This window comes from Flavobacterium sp. YO12, from assembly GCF_004119495.1.
In the GTDB taxonomy this organism is placed as follows: Bacteria; Bacteroidota; Bacteroidia; order Flavobacteriales; family Flavobacteriaceae; genus Flavobacterium.
In genome coordinates, this window is the sequence record NZ_NRQU01000010.1 from 45,282 (window position 1) to 63,632 (window position 18,351).

Sequence of the window (18,351 nt, forward strand, 5' to 3'; positions counted from 1 at the left end):
GGTTTTTTTATTTAAACACGAATTTCACCAATTTTCGCCAATAAAAAAACCAAATACAAAAGTATTTGGTTTTTCTATAATTAAAGTATGTCTTGACTTAATAAGAATACTCATTTGTTTCTCTAGCCGTTGTTCCGTCACTTTTGTAATTAGTGATTTTTGACGGATAATTATTTGCATCATATACAATTTCTCTTTTGTATACACGTGCTTTTTCATTTGTATAAGATGCTGTATACTTAACAACATTGTTCACAGAGCTAATAGAACCTTCACCTTCACTATGATCTATAAGCAAATTGAATCCCGCAATATTTTTATATGGACTGTTTTTATCGTCATATTCATATTGAGCTGTAAATACACTACCTGTTTCCGAATCTGTTTGAACACTTTTAACTAGATTTCCGTTCGCAAAAGTTAACACTTCAGAATAAATACTCTTTTTTTCTACAGTACCATTAATATTGTAGCGCTCTCTTTTTACTGTTCCATCTGCGTTATGCGTAAATACTATTCTGCTATTGTATTCACCATTAGGAAATGCTGTTGAAAAGCCTTCTGCATAAGTAGACTCTGTTAGCTTTCCGTTTGTATATTTATAAGTTGTGATGTCACTAGTAATATCTTTACCGCTTTCAGTATCATAATTAATTTCTTTTACCAAAAGATTACCATCATAAGTATAGTCGGTTCTTCCTGCTTCATCTTTCGTACTTACAATCTTATTACCATTGTAAGTAGATATATACGTAGAGTTGTCTGAAGGAAATTCTATATCAGAATATTTAATTGTTTTTGGCAAAATAGCACTTCCTTCTTGACTATCATCACTTGAACAAGATGTTAAAATTAGTGCCAAAGCACCAAAAAAGCATAATAATTTTTTCATTTTGATTTGGTTAAAATTCTTAATGGTGCAAACGTAGTATAACCAAATATCAAAACCTTACGGGATTCCACATTAAAAAATACAAATAAGCTTTATATGCTTCGTAATGTACTAATGGCAAACAAAATATATAAGCAATTCCTTAGTAAAAAAACATCAAAAAATAAAACAAAGTAAAAAAACCAAATACGGAAGTATTTGGTTTTGATAAAAGCTAAAACTGTTTATAATTAATATGTGTATTCTGTTATTTCATTAACTGTTACACCATCTTGCTTATATAAAGTAGCTTTAGTTGGATATCCTTTATCATTATATTCATAAACTGTTTTATATGAAGATGAAGCAGCGTCTCCAGAATAAGAATATGAATGCTTAATTAAATTATTGACACTACAATTGTCTGCGTCTATTAATAAATTGTAACCTAAAACATTTCTAAATGGATTATTTTTTGCGTCATATTCATAAAGACTTGTTCGAACTGAACTTAATCCAGATGGCTGGTCAGTAGCAACTAACTTAACCAAGTTACCATTCTGAAAAGTATATACCTCTGAATAATCATCTTTACTTTCTACTCCTGTTGAAGCATTTATACTGTAAGTCTCTTTTTTAACAGTACCATCTAGATTATAAGTATATGTGTATCTACCTTTATATTGTCCAAATGGGTATTTAGACGTAAAGTTTCTTGCATATAATGTAGATGTTAACTTGCCGTTTGTATAAGAATATGACTCTTCTTCTTCTTTATCACCATTGGTTACATCATATTCTATCATTTTAACAATAACATTGCCTTCATAAGTAAAAATAGTTTTAGTTTCCTGATCTATAGCGCTTACTATTTTATTACCATCATAAGTAATCGTGGAAGTTGTATTTTCTAAAGGATAATCAGGCTTAGAAAACTTAACTGTTTTAGGTAAAATTGCAGTTTCTGCTGTTCCTGAATCATTATCATTTGAAGAACAAGATGTAATTGTTAAAATCAAAGCGCCAAAAAGGCATAAAGTTTTTTTCATAATTAAAAATTTATAGTTCATAATATTTTGCAAAAATAATGACACATAAATCTGAAATTTAGAAGCATAAGTCTTTTAAGTATCAAAATAAGACAACATACACCTTGATAATTAGATTATAACAGCAAACAAAATTTACATTTTTAATAACAAAAACCAACTTCACAAACTAAAACAATTCCTTACTTTTGCATCTTCCACTTTTCTAAAAATCATCTATGAAATTATTATATTCTTATATAATCAAACATAAAATGCTCTTATTTTTGCTTTGATTATGGCCTCTATAAACATTTGTTTCAGTTTATCAGACTCTATTATTACGGGTAAATTAATGCAGGACTGCGGTGTTGGACTGGCAAAATATAAAGGAAACGAAATGGCGTTTATAAAATCGTTATCCTTCTGGCTTGGACTTTCGCTCGCTGCCGCGATGATTTCCAGAATTACCAAAAACTTTCAGGATTATTTTACCAATGTCGTAATTCAAAGAACCGGCGCTCAAATGTATACGGACGGAATTAAGAAATCGCTCGATTTACCATATGCTGAATTTGAGGATCAACGAAGCGGTGAAACTTTGAGTAAATTAACCAAAGTTAGAACTGATTCTGAAAAGCTGATTACACTTTCAATTTCCTTGATTTTTCAAACGATCATCGGATTCATATTTGTAATTGTTTACGTAGCTAGAATCGATTTTCGTATTTCAATCATCTTTTTAATTACAGCTCCAATTATTGCTTTGGTAAGTTCTTATCTCGGTAAAAAAATTAAAGTTGTTTCTAGAAAAATAGTGAATCAAACTAATGCTTTGGCTGGTTCTACAACGGAGAGTTTACGAAATATCGAATTGGTAAAAAGTCTAGGTTTAACGTATCAAGAAGAGAAACGTTTGAATTTAAATACATTCAAAATTCTGCAGTTGGAATTGGAAAAAATCCGTTTTATTAGAAGTTTGAGCTTTATTCAAGGAACAACAGTTCATTTTTTAAGAACTTGCGTCGTTTTTACGTTGTATTATTTCTTATTTGGTAATAAAATTATTGTGGGTGATTTACTAACGATGGTATTTTTTACTTTTTTCATCTTTGGTCCACTGCAAGAACTTGGAAACTTTATTATTGCGGTTAATGAAACGAAAGTTTCTATGGAGAATTTCAAAACATTATTAAGCGCTCCGAAAGAATTCCGACCGAAAAACCCTAAACATGTTGGAGCTATTCAATCTTTATTATTTTCGAATGTAAGTTTCAAACATAGAACGGCAAAATTTAAAGCGGTTGAGAATATTAACTTTGAAATAAAACAAGGGCAGACTGTTGCTTTTGTTGGTCCGTCGGGCTCAGGAAAAACCACTTTAGTAAAATTATTGGTTGGTTTGTATACACCCGCAGAAGGTCGAGTTCTTTATAATGATATTGATTCCACCGAAATTGATTTACTTGATTTACGAAAACAATTAGGGTTTGTCACACAAGATGCACAGTTATTCTCAGGAACTATTCGTGAAAATTTATTGTTTGTAAAACCAAATGCAACCGACGAGGATTTATACGATGCTTTAAAACGTGCAAGCTGCGACAAACTTCTTAAGCGTGCCGAAGATGGTTTAAACACTACTATTGGCGAAGGCGGGATCAAAGTTTCAGGTGGAGAAAAACAACGTTTATCTATCGCCAGAGCGATTCTTAGAAACCCAAATTTATTGATTTTTGATGAAGCAACTTCCGCTTTGGATTCGATTACCGAAGAAGAAATTAATGCGACAATCCGAAATATTTCAGATAAAAACAGAATAACAGTTTTAATCGCACACCGTTTATCAACCGTAATGCATGCTGATAGAATTTTTGTTTTGGAACAAGGTAAAATCATCGAGCAAGGCAAACATGATGATTTGATTGTGGAGAAAGGGCTGTATTATGCAATGTGGCGCCAACAAATTGGGGAACGAAAATAGTTTTTCTAAAGGTTCTGAGGTGCTAAGATGCTAAGGAACTGAGATTTTAAGTTTTTTAAACAATCGAACACACGTACTATTTGTCATTTCGACTGAAAGGAGAAATCGCACTAATATATCGACAAAGATTGGCGACTTTCTTTTACGGATTTCCGCGTGTGATTTCTCCTTCGTCGAAATGACACGAAATGAGAAAACACTATAAATACAAAACCCGACAGATTTTTAAAATCTGTCGGGTTTACTTTTATAAAAAACTCAGAACCTTAGTATCTTAGATTCTTAGCACCTTTAAATTATTTAACAAAATCAACCGCTTTAGCCAAAGCCTCAGCAATTCCATCAACATTTTTACCTCCTGCAGTTGCAAAGAAAGGTTGACCTCCTCCTCCACCTTGGATATATTTTCCTAATTCGCGAACCACTTGTCCAGCGTTTAAGTTTTTGGTGGCAACAACTTCTTTAGAAATATAGCACGTTAACATTGGTTTACCTTCGTGAGCTGTAGCGAAAACTACAAAAAGATTATTATAAGAATTACCCAACTCATAAGCTAAATCTTTTGCTCCTTCTGGATTTAAATCTACTTGCTTCGCTAAGAATTGTACTCCGTTGATTTCTTGTAATTCTTTAGCCAAATCCGCTTTCATGTTTTTAGCCTTATCTTTCAATAAAACCTCCAATTGTTTTTTCAATTGAGCGTTTTCGTCTTGTAATGCCTGAATCGCTTTTACAGGATCTTGAGCGTTTTTAAGTGCTTCTTTAATTTCACTAAAAGAAACAGCTTGCGACTCAAAATACTCTTTTGCAGCTTCACTTGTAATGGCTTCAATTCTTCTAATTCCTGATGCAACTGCTCCTTCTGAAACAATTTTAAAATGCCAGATATCAGATGTATTTGCAACGTGTGTTCCTCCGCATAATTCAACTGAATCACCAAATTTAATCATACGAACTAAATCGCCATATTTCTCTCCAAATAAAGCGATAGCACCTTCTTCAAGAGCTTGATCTTTTGGAATTGCTCTTTTCTCGATTAATGGCAGACTTTCACGAATCCTTGCATTTACGAAATTCTCTACTTCTACCAATTCCTCGTCACTAACTTTAGAAAAGTGTGAAAAGTCAAAACGTAATGAAGAATTACGAACCATCGAACCTTTTTGCTCAATATGAGTTCCTAAAATTTTTCTCAAACCTTGGTGCAATAAATGCGTAGCCGAGTGATTTGATGAAGTTTTAGCTCTTTGTGTAGCATCAACAACAGCATTAAAAGCACCTGTAATATTTTCAGGCAGTGATTTTGCTAAATGTATCGTTTGGTTATTCTCTTTTTTAGTGTCAATGATATAAATAATATCTCCATTTTGAGATTCTAAATATCCTTTATCTCCTGTTTGCCCTCCGCTTTCTCCATAAAATGGAGTTGCATTGAAAACCAATTGGTAAATTTCACCATCTTTTACACTGTCAACTCTACGGTATTTAGTGATTTTTACCTGATGAGATAATCTATCATATCCTATAAACTCCTGAATATCATCTTCAACAATTACGTTCCAGTCTCCAGCTGTTACTTTTGATGCAGCACGAGATCTTTCTTTTTGTAATTGCAATTGTTCCTGGAATCCTGCTTCATCTAATTTCAATCCTTTTTCAGAAAGAATCAAAGCTGTTAAATCGATTGGAAAACCATAAGTATCATACAATTCGAATGCTTTTTTACCATCGATTGTATCTCCTTGATTATTTAAAATTACAGCGTCTAAAAGAATCAAACCTTGATCTAATGTGCGTAAGAAAGAGTTTTCTTCTTCACGGATAACATTTGAACAAAGCGCTTTCTGCGTTCTGATTTCTGGGAAAGAATCTCCCATTTGCTCGCTTAAAGTTTCAACCAATTTATAAATAAACGGCTCTTTTGTGTTTAAGAATGTAAATCCGTAACGAATAGCACGACGTAAAATTCTACGAATTACGTATCCAGCTCCAGTATTAGATGGCAATTGTCCATCGGCAATAGCAAAAGCTACGGCACGAACGTGATCTGCAATTACACGAATCGCAATATTCATTTTATTTTGCTCATCACTAATATCCGTTACGTCATTAGTTGTATATTTTGATCCTGTAATAGTTTCGATTTCTCTAATTAAAGGCATAAAAACATCAGTATCATAATTTGATATTTTTCCTTGTAAAGCCATACACAAACGCTCAAATCCCATTCCGGTATCAACGTGTTGTGCAGGAAGTTTTTCTAGAGAACTGTCAGCTTTACGATTGAATTCCATGAATACATTATTCCAGATTTCAACTACTTGAGGGTGATCATTATTTACTAAACTTTTTCCTGAAACTGCAGCTTTTTCTTCTGGAGTACGTAAATCAACGTGAATTTCAGAACAAGGTCCGCATGGCCCTTGATCTCCCATTTCCCAGAAATTATCTTTTTTATTACCAAGAATAATTCGGTCTTCGTCGATTAAAGTTTTCCAAATATCCCAAGCTTCTTGATCAAAAGGAACATTATCTTCTTTACTTCCTTCAAAAACAGAAACATAAAGATTCTCTTTTGGAATTTTATACACTTCTGTCAATAATTCCCAAGCCCAGTTGATTGCTTCTTTCTTAAAGTAATCACCAAAAGACCAGTTACCTAACATCTCAAACATGGTGTGGTGGTAGGTATCGATACCAACCTCTTCAAGATCGTTATGTTTTCCTGAAACACGAAGACATTTTTGCGTATCGGCGATTCTTGGACTTTTTGGCGTTCCATTACCTAAGAAAAATTCTTTAAACTGGGCCATTCCCGAGTTATTGAACATTAAGGTTGGATCGTCTTTAAGTACAATAGGAGCCGAAGGAACAATTGTATGTCCTTTACTCTCAAAAAAATCTAAAAATTGTTTACGTACGTCTTGTGATTTCATGTTTTATAATGAGATAATTTGAAAATGTGTCAATTAGATAATACGACAATTAAATAATTAAAAATAATTCTTAAACAATAATTATCTAATTGTCACATTATCTAATTATCTAATTGCTTTATCTTGAAAAAAAGCCCCGAACAACTGAAACATTTACTAATTTTGTTCGACTAACTACTTTTACAAGCTGCAAAAATAGGGTATTTTAAAATATGGCGAAAGTAAAATATTATTACGACTCAGAAAATCTGGCTTATACAAAAATAAAAACCAGAAAAAGGATTAAATTCGGCTATGCTATGCTGTTTTTATTGGCTTCGGCGTTATTTGGTTTTTTAGTTTTTGTAGTTCTGCTTAATACTCCTTATTTTGAAACTCCAAAAGATCGTTTACAAGCACGAGAAATCGAAAATCTAAAACTGCATTATTCTATTTTGAATAAAAAATTGGAGGAAATTGACGCTGTTGCTGCAGCACTAGAAGATCGAGACAATAATATTTACAGAGTTTATTTTAATAAAGCTGAAATTCCAGATTCTATTAGAAAAGCAGGGTTTAGAGATCCTGAAAGATATAAAATATTAGAAGGATACAATAACTCGCAATTGGTTCTAAACACCACGAAACGAATCGATAAACTTTCAAAAGAGCTGGCTATTCAATCTAAATCATTAGATGAAATATTAAAATTGGCAAGTACAAAAGGAAACTTATTATTAGCCATTCCGGCAATTCAGCCCGTTCAAAATGAAAGTCTAAAAAGAGTTGCATCTGGTTTTGGATATCGAATTGATCCTTTTACGAAAGTGAGAAAAATGCACAACGGAATGGATTTTACTGCCAGCACAGGCTCTCCCGTTTTTGCCACTGGAGACGGTGTTGTTGAAAGAGCTGACGCCGCTGCATCTGGATTTGGAAATCATGTTGTAATCAGGCATGGTTTTGGTTATGAAAGTTTGTACGCTCATTTAAGCAAGTACAATTGCAGACCGGGGCAAAAAGTAAAAAGAGGAGATATAATTGGTTATGTAGGAAGCACCGGAAGATCTGAAGGACCGCATTGCCATTATGAAGTTCATAAAGATGGTAAAGTCGTAAATCCGTTGAATTTTTATTACGGAAACATTTCTGCAGTCGAATATGTTGCGATTTCTCAAATGGCAAACCAAGAAAATCAGTCATTAGATTAACATACGGTAGTCAAAAGTTGTAAAGTTGTAAAGTCATAAAGTTGTTACCGATGTTGACTTTGTGCTTTTTTTTAAACATACCCAGTGGGTGAAAATAAAAAAACAAATGCAGGACTTTAAAAACTTTATGACTTTTGACTTTCGACTTTAGGGTTCCACTCTAAAAAGTACTATTTTTGAAATAAATTAGAAAGAAAAAAACATGCATATTGAGCTTTCAAAAGATAAAAGATATTTCAGTATTGGCGAAGTTGCCAAAGCTTTTAATGTCAATGCATCATTAATTCGGTTTTGGGACAGCGAATTTGATATTCTGAAACCAAAAAAGAATGCCAAAGGCAACAGAATGTTCACGCCGGATGATATTACCAATTTACAATTGATTTATCATCTTGTTAAAGAAAGAGGTTTTACACTGGAAGGCGCAAAAACACACTTAAAAGAGGGCCAAAAGAAAACATTAGATAAATTCGAAATAATACGTAAATTAGAGACGATAAAAACACAATTGAACGAAATAAAAAACGAATTGTAATTAAAAATAGAAATAAACTTAAATCAAAACTAATATGAAAAAATGGTTAATCCCCGTAGGAATTATTGTTGCACTAATTGCTATCATTGCTTTTTGGTCAATTGGAATTAAAAATACTGCTTTACAGCACAGTCAAGCGGTTAACAAAGATTGGGGAAATGTACAAACTGCTTACCAAAGAAGAAATGACCTTATTGGAAACTTAGTAAACACGGTAAAAGGTGCTGCTGATTTTGAAAAATCAACTTTAACGGCGGTTATTGAAGCTCGTGCAAAAGCTACCTCTGTAACTATTGACCCAAGTAATGTAACTCCAGAACAATTAGCACAATTCAACCAAGCACAAAGCGGTGTAACTTCATCATTATCAAAATTATTGGTTTCTGTTGAGCAATACCCAACTTTAAAAGCTAATGAGAATTTCTTGAAATTACAAGATGAATTAGCTAGTACTGAAAACCAAATTTTAACAGCTAGGACTCGTTTTAACGAAAGCGTACAAGTTTATAATGGTTACATTTTATCAATCCCGAACAAATGGTTCTTGAGTGAATACAAAGAAAAACCATACTTTGAAGCTGTTGCAGGTGCTGATAAACCAGTTGAAGTAAAATTCTAAAGATTTAATATTTTTGATTAACGATTTTAGATTTCAGATTTAATCTGAAATCTAAAATCCACAATCTAAACTCTAAAATAATTTCAATGTCAAAAGTAGAAGATTTTTTAAGCAAAGAAGAAGAGCAAGAAATTGTTGAAGCTATTCGTATGGCCGAAAAAAACACTTCTGGCGAAATTAGAGTTCATATAGAAAGAACATCTTCTAAAGCTCATTATGACCGAGCTTTAGAAGTTTTCCATGAATTAAAAATGCATGAAACCAGATTAAAAAATGGTGTATTGCTTTATTTTGCTGTTGATGATAAAAATTTTGTCATTTGCGGCGACAAAGGAATTAATGATTTAGTTGCAGACGATTTTTGGCATTGTACCAAAGACATTATGACAAATCATTTTAAATCCGGAAACTTTAAACAAGGTATTGTTGATGGTATTTTGAATGCAGGCGAACAGCTGAAAAAATATTTCCCTTCATTGGCAGACGATACAAACGAATTATCTAACGAAATCTCAAAAGGATAAATAATGAAAAATTCAAAAAATAAAATCACAAATTCCAATAGAATTTTTCAGTTTGCCTTTTTACTTATAGTGCTTTTTACTTCTAATAGTATTTTTGCACAATTTGAGATTCCTAAAAAACCTGATTTTCAAACCTCAGTTTATGATTATGCTAATGTTTTAAGTGCTTCTGAAAAAACGCAGTTAGAAGAAAAACTAATTCGATATTCCGATTCTACGTCAACACAAATTGTAGTCATTACAATTGAAAGTTTAAAAGGAGAAGATATTGGAATTCTTACTCCCAAATGGGCTCAGGAATGGGGAATTGGACAAGCTAAAGAAGATAATGGTGTATTGATTTTATTAGCTAAAGCCGAAAAAAAAATATGGATTTCACCTGGTTATGGATTGGAAGATCGTTTGACTGCAGGTATTGGCGGAACCATTACTCGTAATATTATTATTCCAGAATTTAAAGCTGGAAGTTATTATCGAGGACTTGATAAGGGTGCCGATGCTCTTTTTGACGTTTTTACAGGCAAATATAAAGGCGAACGCAAACAATCTAAAGGAAAAGATTTCCCAATACTCCCGTTCATTATAATTGTTGTAATTGTTTTAATTTTACTCTCTCGAAATAAAAGAGGCGGAGGAGGAAATTCTGGCAACAATGGCGGCGGCGGTCCCAGCCTGCTCGATGTAATTATTCTAAGTAATCTTGGAAGAAGCGGCGGCGGATTTGGAGGTTTTGGCGGCGGATCATCTGGAGGTGGTTTTGGCGGAGGCGGAGGCTTCGGCGGTGGATTTGGCGGAGGCGGATTCTCTGGCGGTGGTTCTGGAGGAAGCTGGTAAACTAATTTTGTTTACTACGTCAATCAGGCTAAAGCTTAGTATCAAATTTTCATTGTTTTAGGTTTCAAGTTTAAAAAATCTTACTTTTACAAATTACAATTCAATATAGATGTTATCACATAAAGCAAAATACGCCCTTAAGGCCTTACTTTATTTAGCAGAACAAGACGAAAATCACATTTCTAGAACTATAGAAATTGCTGATGGCGCTAACATTCCTAAAAAGTTTTTAGAACAAATTTTATTAGATCTAAAACGAGGACGTTTTGTGAGCAGCAAGCAAGGAAAATTTGGTGGATATTATCTGATAAAATCAAAAAATGACATCACTTTGGCAGAAATTCACCGATTATTTGACGGTGCAATTGCACTTTTGCCATGCGCTTCTTTAAATTTTTATGAGCCTTGCTCTGATTGCAAAACCGAGTCTGAATGCAGTCTGCGTCACGGTTTAATGCTTATTAGAGATAAAACTTTGAAGGCAATGGAAGGCATCACAATCGCTTCATTAGTAAACAAATAAAAAAATATTTTCTAATTCCTAGTAAATCCATAGAATTAATTATATATATTTGCCAAAAATAATTAACAAACCATTTACAAAATTTTAACTCATGAAAGTACATTTTAGTTCATCAGGTGTAACAAAACTTTGGCAAAACAATTCTACAAGACTTTTCGCAGTTGCAAAAAGCAATTCCTCTATAATGTGTATGTGTTGATTTAAAAAAATTTTATTTTAAACTCTACTAATCACATATACTTAATATAAAAATGAAAACATTTACACAAAATATCTTTACAATAGTATTCTTTTTAATCTTCTCTGTCTCATTTGCACAAAACATTGAAGGTGTTGTTACAACAAGCGAAAATATACCTTTAGAAGCCGTTAACGTAGTAGTTAAAGGAACTACTAACAGCGCTGTTACTGACAACAGCGGAAAATTCACAATCGATTCAAAAGGAAGACTGCCTTTGACACTTTTAATTCAGTACGTTGGATATACAACAGCTGAAATCGAAGTAACTGCAATACCAGTAAATCCGATTCAAGTTCTGCTAAAAGAAGAAAATGAACTTATTGAAGTTGTAGTATCTTCAAGACGTCGTATCGAAAAAGTTCAAGATGTGCCAATTGCTATTTCAGTTATTACAGGAAAACAAGCGGAACAAACTGGAGCTTTTAATGTTAATAGAATTAAAGAATTAGTTCCATCAGTACAACTTTATTCTTCAAACCCAAGAAACACAGGTATCAATATTAGAAGTTTAGGCTCTCCTTTTGGATTAACAAATGATGGTATTGATCCAGGTGTTGGTTTCTACGTTGATGGTGTTTACTATGCACGTCCGGCAGCTACAACTCTAGATTTTATTGACATCGAACAAATTGAGGTATTGCGCGGTCCTCAAGGATCATTGTTTGGAAAAAACACAACTTCGGGAGCTTTTAATATAACAACTCGCAAACCAAGTTTTACTACTGGTGCAGATTTTGAAGTAAGCTACGGAAATTTTGCATTCTTGCAAGCTAAAGCTTCGGTCACTGGTGCTTTAGGAAAAAAGGTTGCTGGTAGATTGTCTTTCTCTGGAACGCAACGTGATGGTTTAGTTGATAATATCGTAACTGGAAGACCTACAAATACATTAAACAATCAAGGAATTAGAGGTCAATTACTTTTTACTCCTTCTGTAAATACAAACATTATTCTTGCTGCTGATATTACAACACAGCGTCCAGATGGATACGCTCAGGTTATTGCAGGTGTTGCACCAACACAAAGAGCTGCATATCGTCAATTTGATGCTATTATCAAAGATTTAAATTACAAGCTTCCAAGTCAAAATGCATTTGACCGTAAAATTGATCAAGATACTCCATGGCGTTCTGGACAAGATATGGGAGGTGTTTCGTTGAATATTGACACAAAAATTGGAGGAGGAACTTTAACGTCTACAACAGCTTGGCGTTTCTGGAACTGGGATCCGTCAAACGACAGAGATTTTACAGGATTACAAGTATTGGCTAAATCGCAAAACCCAACAAGACAAACGCAGTTAACACAAGAAGTACGTTATGCGGGACAACTTACATCAAAATTAAGCGGTGTTGCTGGAGTATTCTTTATTGACCAAACATCACAAACAAATGGTACCGAAGAATCTGGAAATGCGCAATGGAGATTTGCTCAAAGTTCAACAAGTCCATTATGGAAAACTCCGGGTCTTTTTGAAGGTTACGGCATCAAAACCGACGCTCGCATTAGAGCATCAAGTGCTGCGGTATTTGGACAATTAGACTGGGCATTAACAGAGCGTTTACATGTTTTACCGGGTTTGAGATATAATTTCGACAAAAAAGATGCTCATTATGCTCGTACAACATACGGCGGACTACAAACAACTGATCCTGCATTGCTGGCTTTGAAAAAACAAGTTTACTCTGATCAAGCTTTTGATTCTAGTACTGACAACACGGATTTTTCAGGAAACATAACTGTTACTTATAAATTCAGTGATAAAATTAATGCTTACGGAACTTATGCTAAAAGTTACAAACCTGTTGGTGTAAATGTTGCCGGTCTGCCAACAGATTCGAAAGGACAGCCATTGTTAGATCTTGCAGTTATTAAACCAGAAAAGGTAAACCATTATGAGATTGGAATTAAGACTTCTCCATTTAAAAATTCTATCTTCAATTTAGCCTTTTTTAATACTGATATTAAAGATTTTCAAACGAACGTTCAGGCTGCAGAATTGGGTGTAAACAGAGGTTATCTTGCTAATGCTGACAAAGTACGTGTAAAAGGTGCTGAACTTGATGCTAGCTTTGTTGTAAACACACACTTAACTATAAATGCAGCGGCTACTTATACTGATGGAAAGTATGTTAAATTTACAAATGCACCGCTTCCATTAGAAGAAACCGGAGCTCCGGTATCGTTCAAAGATGTTTCTGGAACTGCTTTACCGGGCGCATCAAGATGGGCAGGATCTTTAGGTGGTGAACTTTCTGATAATGCAAGATTCTTTGGAAACGCAGGAAAAGTTTTTTTAGCTGTTGATTCATACGCTCGTTCTGAATTTTCGTCAAGCCCTTCGGCATCAAAATATTTAGTTGTTCCGGGTTATGCGATCTTTAATGCTCGTTTAGGTTTCCGTGCATCACAAGGATTATCAGTTCACTTTTGGGGACGTAACCTTTTAAACAAAGATTATTATGAGCAATTATTACCTGCAGGAGGAAATGCGGGACAATATGCAGGTGTACTTGGTGATCAAAGAACTTATGGAATTACATTGAAATATAACTTATAGATTTAAATTAAAGTTAGAAACTAAATTAACGAGATGCGTTTTACACGTATCTCGTTTTTTTTTATCAAAACAACACAAAAAGACATAAACTGTTATTTTAAAAACTTTTAGCAGCATTTTATTTCATTTTTTAAAATGATCTTTATTGATGATTTTATGTAAATGAACTTTTTTCTAATCTCGGCATTAGCAATATTAAGCGGGAATTAATCAAATACAAAAATGCAGCACTACTACAATTTTACAGTTTCAAAAAAACAGATTTCGTTTGATCCTTATTGGTACGATAACTCAAGCATGCTTTTACACTCTTTTTTAGGAATTATTCTTTTAACTTTAGGAATTATCGCATCGCATTTAAATGATCTTAAAAGTGTACTGGTTCTTTCTATTCTAATTAGTACAGCTTTATTTTTTCGTGGTATTTACGAATGGAAAATTAAAAATAAAACGACCTTTATTTTTGACAAAAATGATGACGCTTTTTATAAAATTACACCGCTTTCAAAAAAGAAAATTACTGCTCTAAGTGATATTTTAAACATTAAAACAAAATCGGGATCACGAAATTTTTATTACATTCTAACACTTCAAAACAAAGCTTCCTTTAAAAATATTCCTTTAACAAATACTATTAAAAATGATAATCAAAATAATCCTGAAGTTCGTTTTTTAGAAATGGAAATTATTCCTCAATTGGAATCTTTTTTAAACATAAAAAAAGAAGGTTTTACGGTTTTTGATTCTGAATTAATTAATATTTAATTTTCAAAACAATCACAAAATCAAACCAAAAGCGTAATAAAAAACGTTTTCTATTTCAATTCATTTATTCTCATTTGTATATATTCGCAGCCTGAATTTATTGGTTGCATGAAGTTTTTCAAATTAGTACTTATTTTAAGCTTAATAAGTCCCTCTTTATCGGCGCAAAATCAAAAGAAAACTGATCAGCAGACATTAACTTGGATTAGGTATTATAATATCTTGCCTTTGAGTGAAAAATGGGCGCTTCATTCTGAATTTGATAATCGAAGCTTTCTTAATCCTATTCATGAAAACTTATTTGCAATACGAGTTCAAGGACGATATCGTGCTGCAAAAACTATCGATTTAGGTGGAGGTTTTGCTTATTTTAATGTAAATACGCAAGACCCAAATGTTGATCCTGATTTTTCGATTCCAGAATATCGCGCACAGCAGGATATTACTTTTATAAACGATATTGCCAAAATCACTTTTCATAATCGTTTTCAGCTTGAAGAACGCTTTTTTCAGAAAGCAACCAAAACAGAGTTACTTGACAACTATTGGTTTGCTTACCGATTCCGTTATAGACTGCAGTCAACATTTACGTTATGGGAAAAAGAAAAACGAAGTTTAAAAGCAACAATATCTGATGAAATTATGTTTAATTTCGGAAAAGACAATAAACGAAATACATTCGATCAAAACAGGATTTATGCAGCGCTTCGCTATCACATTAACCCAAACATTGGTTTAGAATTAGGTTACTTAAAAAGCTTTCAAAGACGCGCCAGCGGAGTCGATTTTTATGATAGGGATATTATCCGATTTACAATTTATCATAGGATTAATCGGGAATTTTAGATTTTCTAATAAAAAAACGGCAAATCAGAAATTTGATTCACCGTTTTTTTTATTCTTTGTCCCTTTGAGCCTTTGTACCTTTACATCTTAGTATCTCAGCACCTTAGACCCTTAGCCCCTTAAAAAAAATCAAAATCCTCTTTGTTTTCTTCCTTTTTTACTTTCGGCAAAGTTTCCAATTTTATAGGCTAGAGAAAACATTACATACCTTTTTAAAACCGTATTTTCTTCATCTCGGATCGAAGTTGGCGAAATAGTTCTTGTTGCACTTTGGTTCTGATTTAAAACATCATATACTTTTACTTTAGCATATAATTTTTTATCCAAAAATCCATAAGATAAACTCGTATTCCAAAGGAAAAAATCCTTTTTAAAATCATCTGAAATATTTGAATTATATGTATATCCAAAATCATTTCCGAAGATTAAATTAGCAGGCCAATACGATGTTGTCTGCATATTAATTCTGTGAATTACGTTTGAAGTAGCATCTCTAGAATAATTTTCATAACGTGTTTCATTATAAGATAAACTATAAGATGGTGCAATTGAAAGCACTTCTCCATAATCATAAGAAGCATATACACTTGGAGTAATTACAACTGATTTTGCATAATACAAAACCGCATTTGTAAATCCTTTATCAAAATTATAATTACCGCTTAAACGCAAACCGTATCTTAAAGTGTGAGCATCTTTTTTAATCTGCTGATTCCAGTTTCCTCCAAGCGAAGCTGAATAAGTTCCTGAAATGTTTACATAAGTTGTGTTTCTTTTTCCACTTTCATCATAAATCGAGGTAGAAACAACATCATTATTATAATAATCTCCTTTTAGGAATAAACTATAGCCTGAACGTGTTCTAAAATCAAAATTCTTAAAATTGATACCTGCTGTATTTTTTTCAATCGGATTTAGATTTGGATTTCCTACAACGCTATTCAGCGGATTATTTAAATCTGCAACAGGCATTAATTGTGTTGCTGACGGAAGCGCGTTTGAATAATCGTACTTAAATGTCAAATTTTTAGAACGATTAAATTTGTATCGAAGCTGCGCTGTTCCATATGGCAGCATATATCTTTTATTCAAATCTGTAGTTTGATTTAAATAAAAAGAATGATTATCAAACTCTACAATTGATGTTCTCGAATTTACATTAAGTGTAAATTTACTTTTCTGCCAGGAAATCCCAACTTTTGGTGTAATCGAGTTTTGCTTTGATGTTGTATAATTAGTCAGCGATAAATTTAAATCTGAATATTCTTGTGATGCATCATCAAAATTAAATGTTTTTTGATCGTTCATAGAACTCTGCCAATCAAAATTGGTTCCGAATCTTAATCTAAGTGAATCTGTAACTGGTTCTGTATATTCTACATCAAGTGAATACGCATCGCTTTTTGATTCATTTTTTGCATTCTGATTTCTTTCATCATTTGGTTTATTATCCTGATAAAAAATAGTCTCAGAAATATTGATTCCGTTCGAATCATTTTTAGTGTTATTGTTATTAAAAACCACACTTAAATTTCGCGATTCCTTTTCAAAAGTTTTATTGAAATTAATGCTATTGGCAAAACTTGTATTAAAACTTTCTGTATGTGAAGCAGCTGTGCTTTCGTTTAAAGCGTCGCCATTTTCATTTTCAGAAAAAGTCGAAGAAGATGAATTGTTGTTTGATTGGGACAAATTCAATTTAGGTGCAAAAACAATCTGCATAGAAGGATTGATTTTGTATTCTAATTCAAAATTGGCTTTATTTCCTGTGTTTTCATTTTTAGTTTTAGAATCCGCTTCAGTCAAAATATTTCCTGTTGGCAAGAAACTAAGCTGATTCGATTTACTTTCATTTTTAGTGACAGCATTTGTAAAATTATAACTGCTCATAAACTCCAAATCTTTTGTCCAGTCATCAGAATAATTAATTCCAGCCAAAGTAGACTGCGTAATTCCCTTTCCTCCGCTGCCAGAACCCTGACCGCCGCCTCTTGCATTTCGTCCGCCTCCCATATTATCAAATACCTCATCCATAGAGAAGCCGGTTGAGTTGATATTGTTGGACGAAGCCAGTACACTTATTTTTTGTTTATTCTTAAAAAAGTTCATCATTAAACTGCTCTCGTAGCGTTCGTCTGAACCGTATCCGCCAAGCACTTTTCCGAAATAACCTTTATTTTTTTCTCGTCGATTGTAATATTTATACTTGAAAAATCTGAAGTCGATTCTTGTTTAGCCAGTTCTTCTTTTTTGGTTTTAAAATCAGAAACCTGAACTTTTTTAATAATATCGGCTGGAAGATTTTTAATGGCAATAGCGCCATCTTTATCAAAAAATGCTTTTCCGTTGACTAAAACCTGATTGACTTCTCGCCCATTTACTGTAATTTTCCCAGTATTATCAACATCAAATCCTGGCAGCTGTTTCAATAAAGTTTCCACGTTTGCATCTGGACGCACTTTATAAGAACCTGCATTAAATTCTAGTGTATCTTTTTTAATGGTAATTGGCGGTGCTTCACTTTTAACTATTACTTCATTTAAAACATTTGCATTTTCAAGCATATACAATTTTCCGAAGTCTTTACTTTCTGTAAGTCCTTTTTGCTCTTCGTAATAGGTCTGATATCCGGTATAATTTACTTTTAAAAAAACTGGTTTATCATACTTTTTAGTATTAATAATAAAGTTTCCGTTTTTATCGGTTGTAGCATATTCTATAATTGTAGAATCTTTTACTGTTGTAAAATAAACCGTAGCTAGTTCAAGGGGAAGCTGCGAATTGATATCCACCACAGTTCCTTTAACAACAATATTATTTTGTGCATTTGCCGAATAAACAAAAGCTAAAAACAATAGAAATGAATAAATTTTGGTCATAAAATTTGGTTAGTTAGAT

Annotated in this window: 14 protein-coding genes and 1 pseudogene; 10 read left to right on the forward strand and 5 right to left on the reverse strand. The window is 32.9% G+C overall.

Annotated elements, in window-relative coordinates; all coding sequences use genetic code 11:
* Positions 1-97: 97 nt before the first annotated feature.
* Both BOW55_RS04905 and BOW55_RS04910 read right to left on the reverse strand, forming a co-directional pair.
* Positions 98-892: a hypothetical protein gene (locus BOW55_RS04905; protein ID WP_129023229.1), complete on the reverse strand. Its 795-nt coding sequence runs from the start codon at positions 890-892 to the stop codon at positions 98-100.
* 230 nt (positions 893-1,122) lie between these two features.
* Positions 1,123-1,920 carry a hypothetical protein gene (locus tag BOW55_RS04910; protein ID WP_129023230.1) on the reverse strand — a complete coding sequence of 266 codons (798 nt, stop codon included), beginning with the start codon at positions 1,918-1,920 and terminating at the stop codon, positions 1,123-1,125.
* 218 nt (positions 1,921-2,138) lie between these two features.
* Between BOW55_RS04910 and BOW55_RS04915 the strand changes: the two are divergent.
* Positions 2,139-3,883, forward strand: a pseudogene (locus BOW55_RS04915) (ABC transporter ATP-binding protein).
* 296 nt (positions 3,884-4,179) lie between these two features.
* Here the strand turns inward: BOW55_RS04915 and alaS are convergent.
* A complete protein-coding gene (alaS, locus tag BOW55_RS04920) occupies positions 4,180-6,819 on the reverse strand; it encodes an alanine--tRNA ligase (protein WP_129023232.1) in 2,640 nt (879 codons plus the stop codon).
* A 212-nt stretch (positions 6,820-7,031) separates the two neighbouring features.
* On the opposite strand from alaS, the gene BOW55_RS04925 reads away from it, so the two are divergent.
* The 9 genes from BOW55_RS04925 to BOW55_RS04965 all read left to right on the forward strand — a co-directional run bounded on the left by BOW55_RS04925 (position 7,032) and on the right by BOW55_RS04965 (position 15,453).
* On the forward strand, positions 7,032-8,009 hold the full coding sequence (locus tag BOW55_RS04925) for a peptidoglycan DD-metalloendopeptidase family protein (RefSeq protein ID WP_129023233.1): 978 nt from the start codon (positions 7,032-7,034) through the stop codon (positions 8,007-8,009).
* Positions 8,010-8,211: 202 nt separating this feature from the next.
* On the forward strand, positions 8,212-8,544 hold the full coding sequence (locus tag BOW55_RS04930) for a MerR family transcriptional regulator (RefSeq protein WP_089053894.1): 333 nt from the start codon (positions 8,212-8,214) through the stop codon (positions 8,542-8,544).
* Positions 8,545-8,578: 34 nt separating this feature from the next.
* Positions 8,579-9,163 (forward strand): LemA family protein, encoded by a 585-nt coding sequence (locus BOW55_RS04935; protein WP_129023234.1) that lies wholly within the window; start codon positions 8,579-8,581, stop codon positions 9,161-9,163.
* An 86-nt stretch (positions 9,164-9,249) separates the two neighbouring features.
* On the forward strand, positions 9,250-9,687 hold the full coding sequence (locus tag BOW55_RS04940; protein ID WP_089053896.1) for a TPM domain-containing protein: 438 nt from the start codon (positions 9,250-9,252) through the stop codon (positions 9,685-9,687).
* Positions 9,688-9,690: 3 nt separating this feature from the next.
* Entirely contained in the window at positions 9,691-10,521 is an 831-nt protein-coding gene (locus BOW55_RS04945; protein ID WP_129023235.1) for a YgcG family protein, read from the forward strand.
* A gap of 109 nt (positions 10,522-10,630) precedes the next feature.
* The gene (locus BOW55_RS04950; protein WP_053470541.1) at positions 10,631-11,044 is read left to right on the forward strand and encodes an Rrf2 family transcriptional regulator; all 414 of its coding nucleotides are present in this window, start codon (positions 10,631-10,633) and stop codon (positions 11,042-11,044) included.
* A 251-nt stretch (positions 11,045-11,295) separates the two neighbouring features.
* On the forward strand, positions 11,296-13,842 hold the full coding sequence (locus tag BOW55_RS04955) for a TonB-dependent receptor (protein WP_129023236.1): 2,547 nt from the start codon (positions 11,296-11,298) through the stop codon (positions 13,840-13,842).
* Between the two features lie 222 nt (positions 13,843-14,064).
* Entirely contained in the window at positions 14,065-14,607 is a 543-nt protein-coding gene (locus BOW55_RS04960; RefSeq protein ID WP_129023237.1) for a hypothetical protein, read from the forward strand.
* A 108-nt stretch (positions 14,608-14,715) separates the two neighbouring features.
* Positions 14,716-15,453: a DUF2490 domain-containing protein gene (locus BOW55_RS04965; protein WP_129023238.1), complete on the forward strand. Its 738-nt coding sequence runs from the start codon at positions 14,716-14,718 to the stop codon at positions 15,451-15,453.
* A gap of 129 nt (positions 15,454-15,582) precedes the next feature.
* Here the strand turns inward: BOW55_RS04965 and BOW55_RS04970 are convergent, their stop codons facing one another.
* Entirely contained in the window at positions 15,583-17,610 is a 2,028-nt protein-coding gene (locus tag BOW55_RS04970) for an outer membrane beta-barrel protein (protein WP_241686476.1), read from the reverse strand.
* Positions 17,565-18,332, reverse strand: a complete 768-nt coding sequence (locus BOW55_RS21240; RefSeq protein WP_241686477.1) for a carboxypeptidase-like regulatory domain-containing protein — start codon at positions 18,330-18,332, stop codon at positions 17,565-17,567. The genes BOW55_RS04970 and BOW55_RS21240 overlap by 46 nt, the downstream gene beginning before the upstream one ends.
* Between the last annotated feature and the right edge of the window lie 19 nt (positions 18,333-18,351).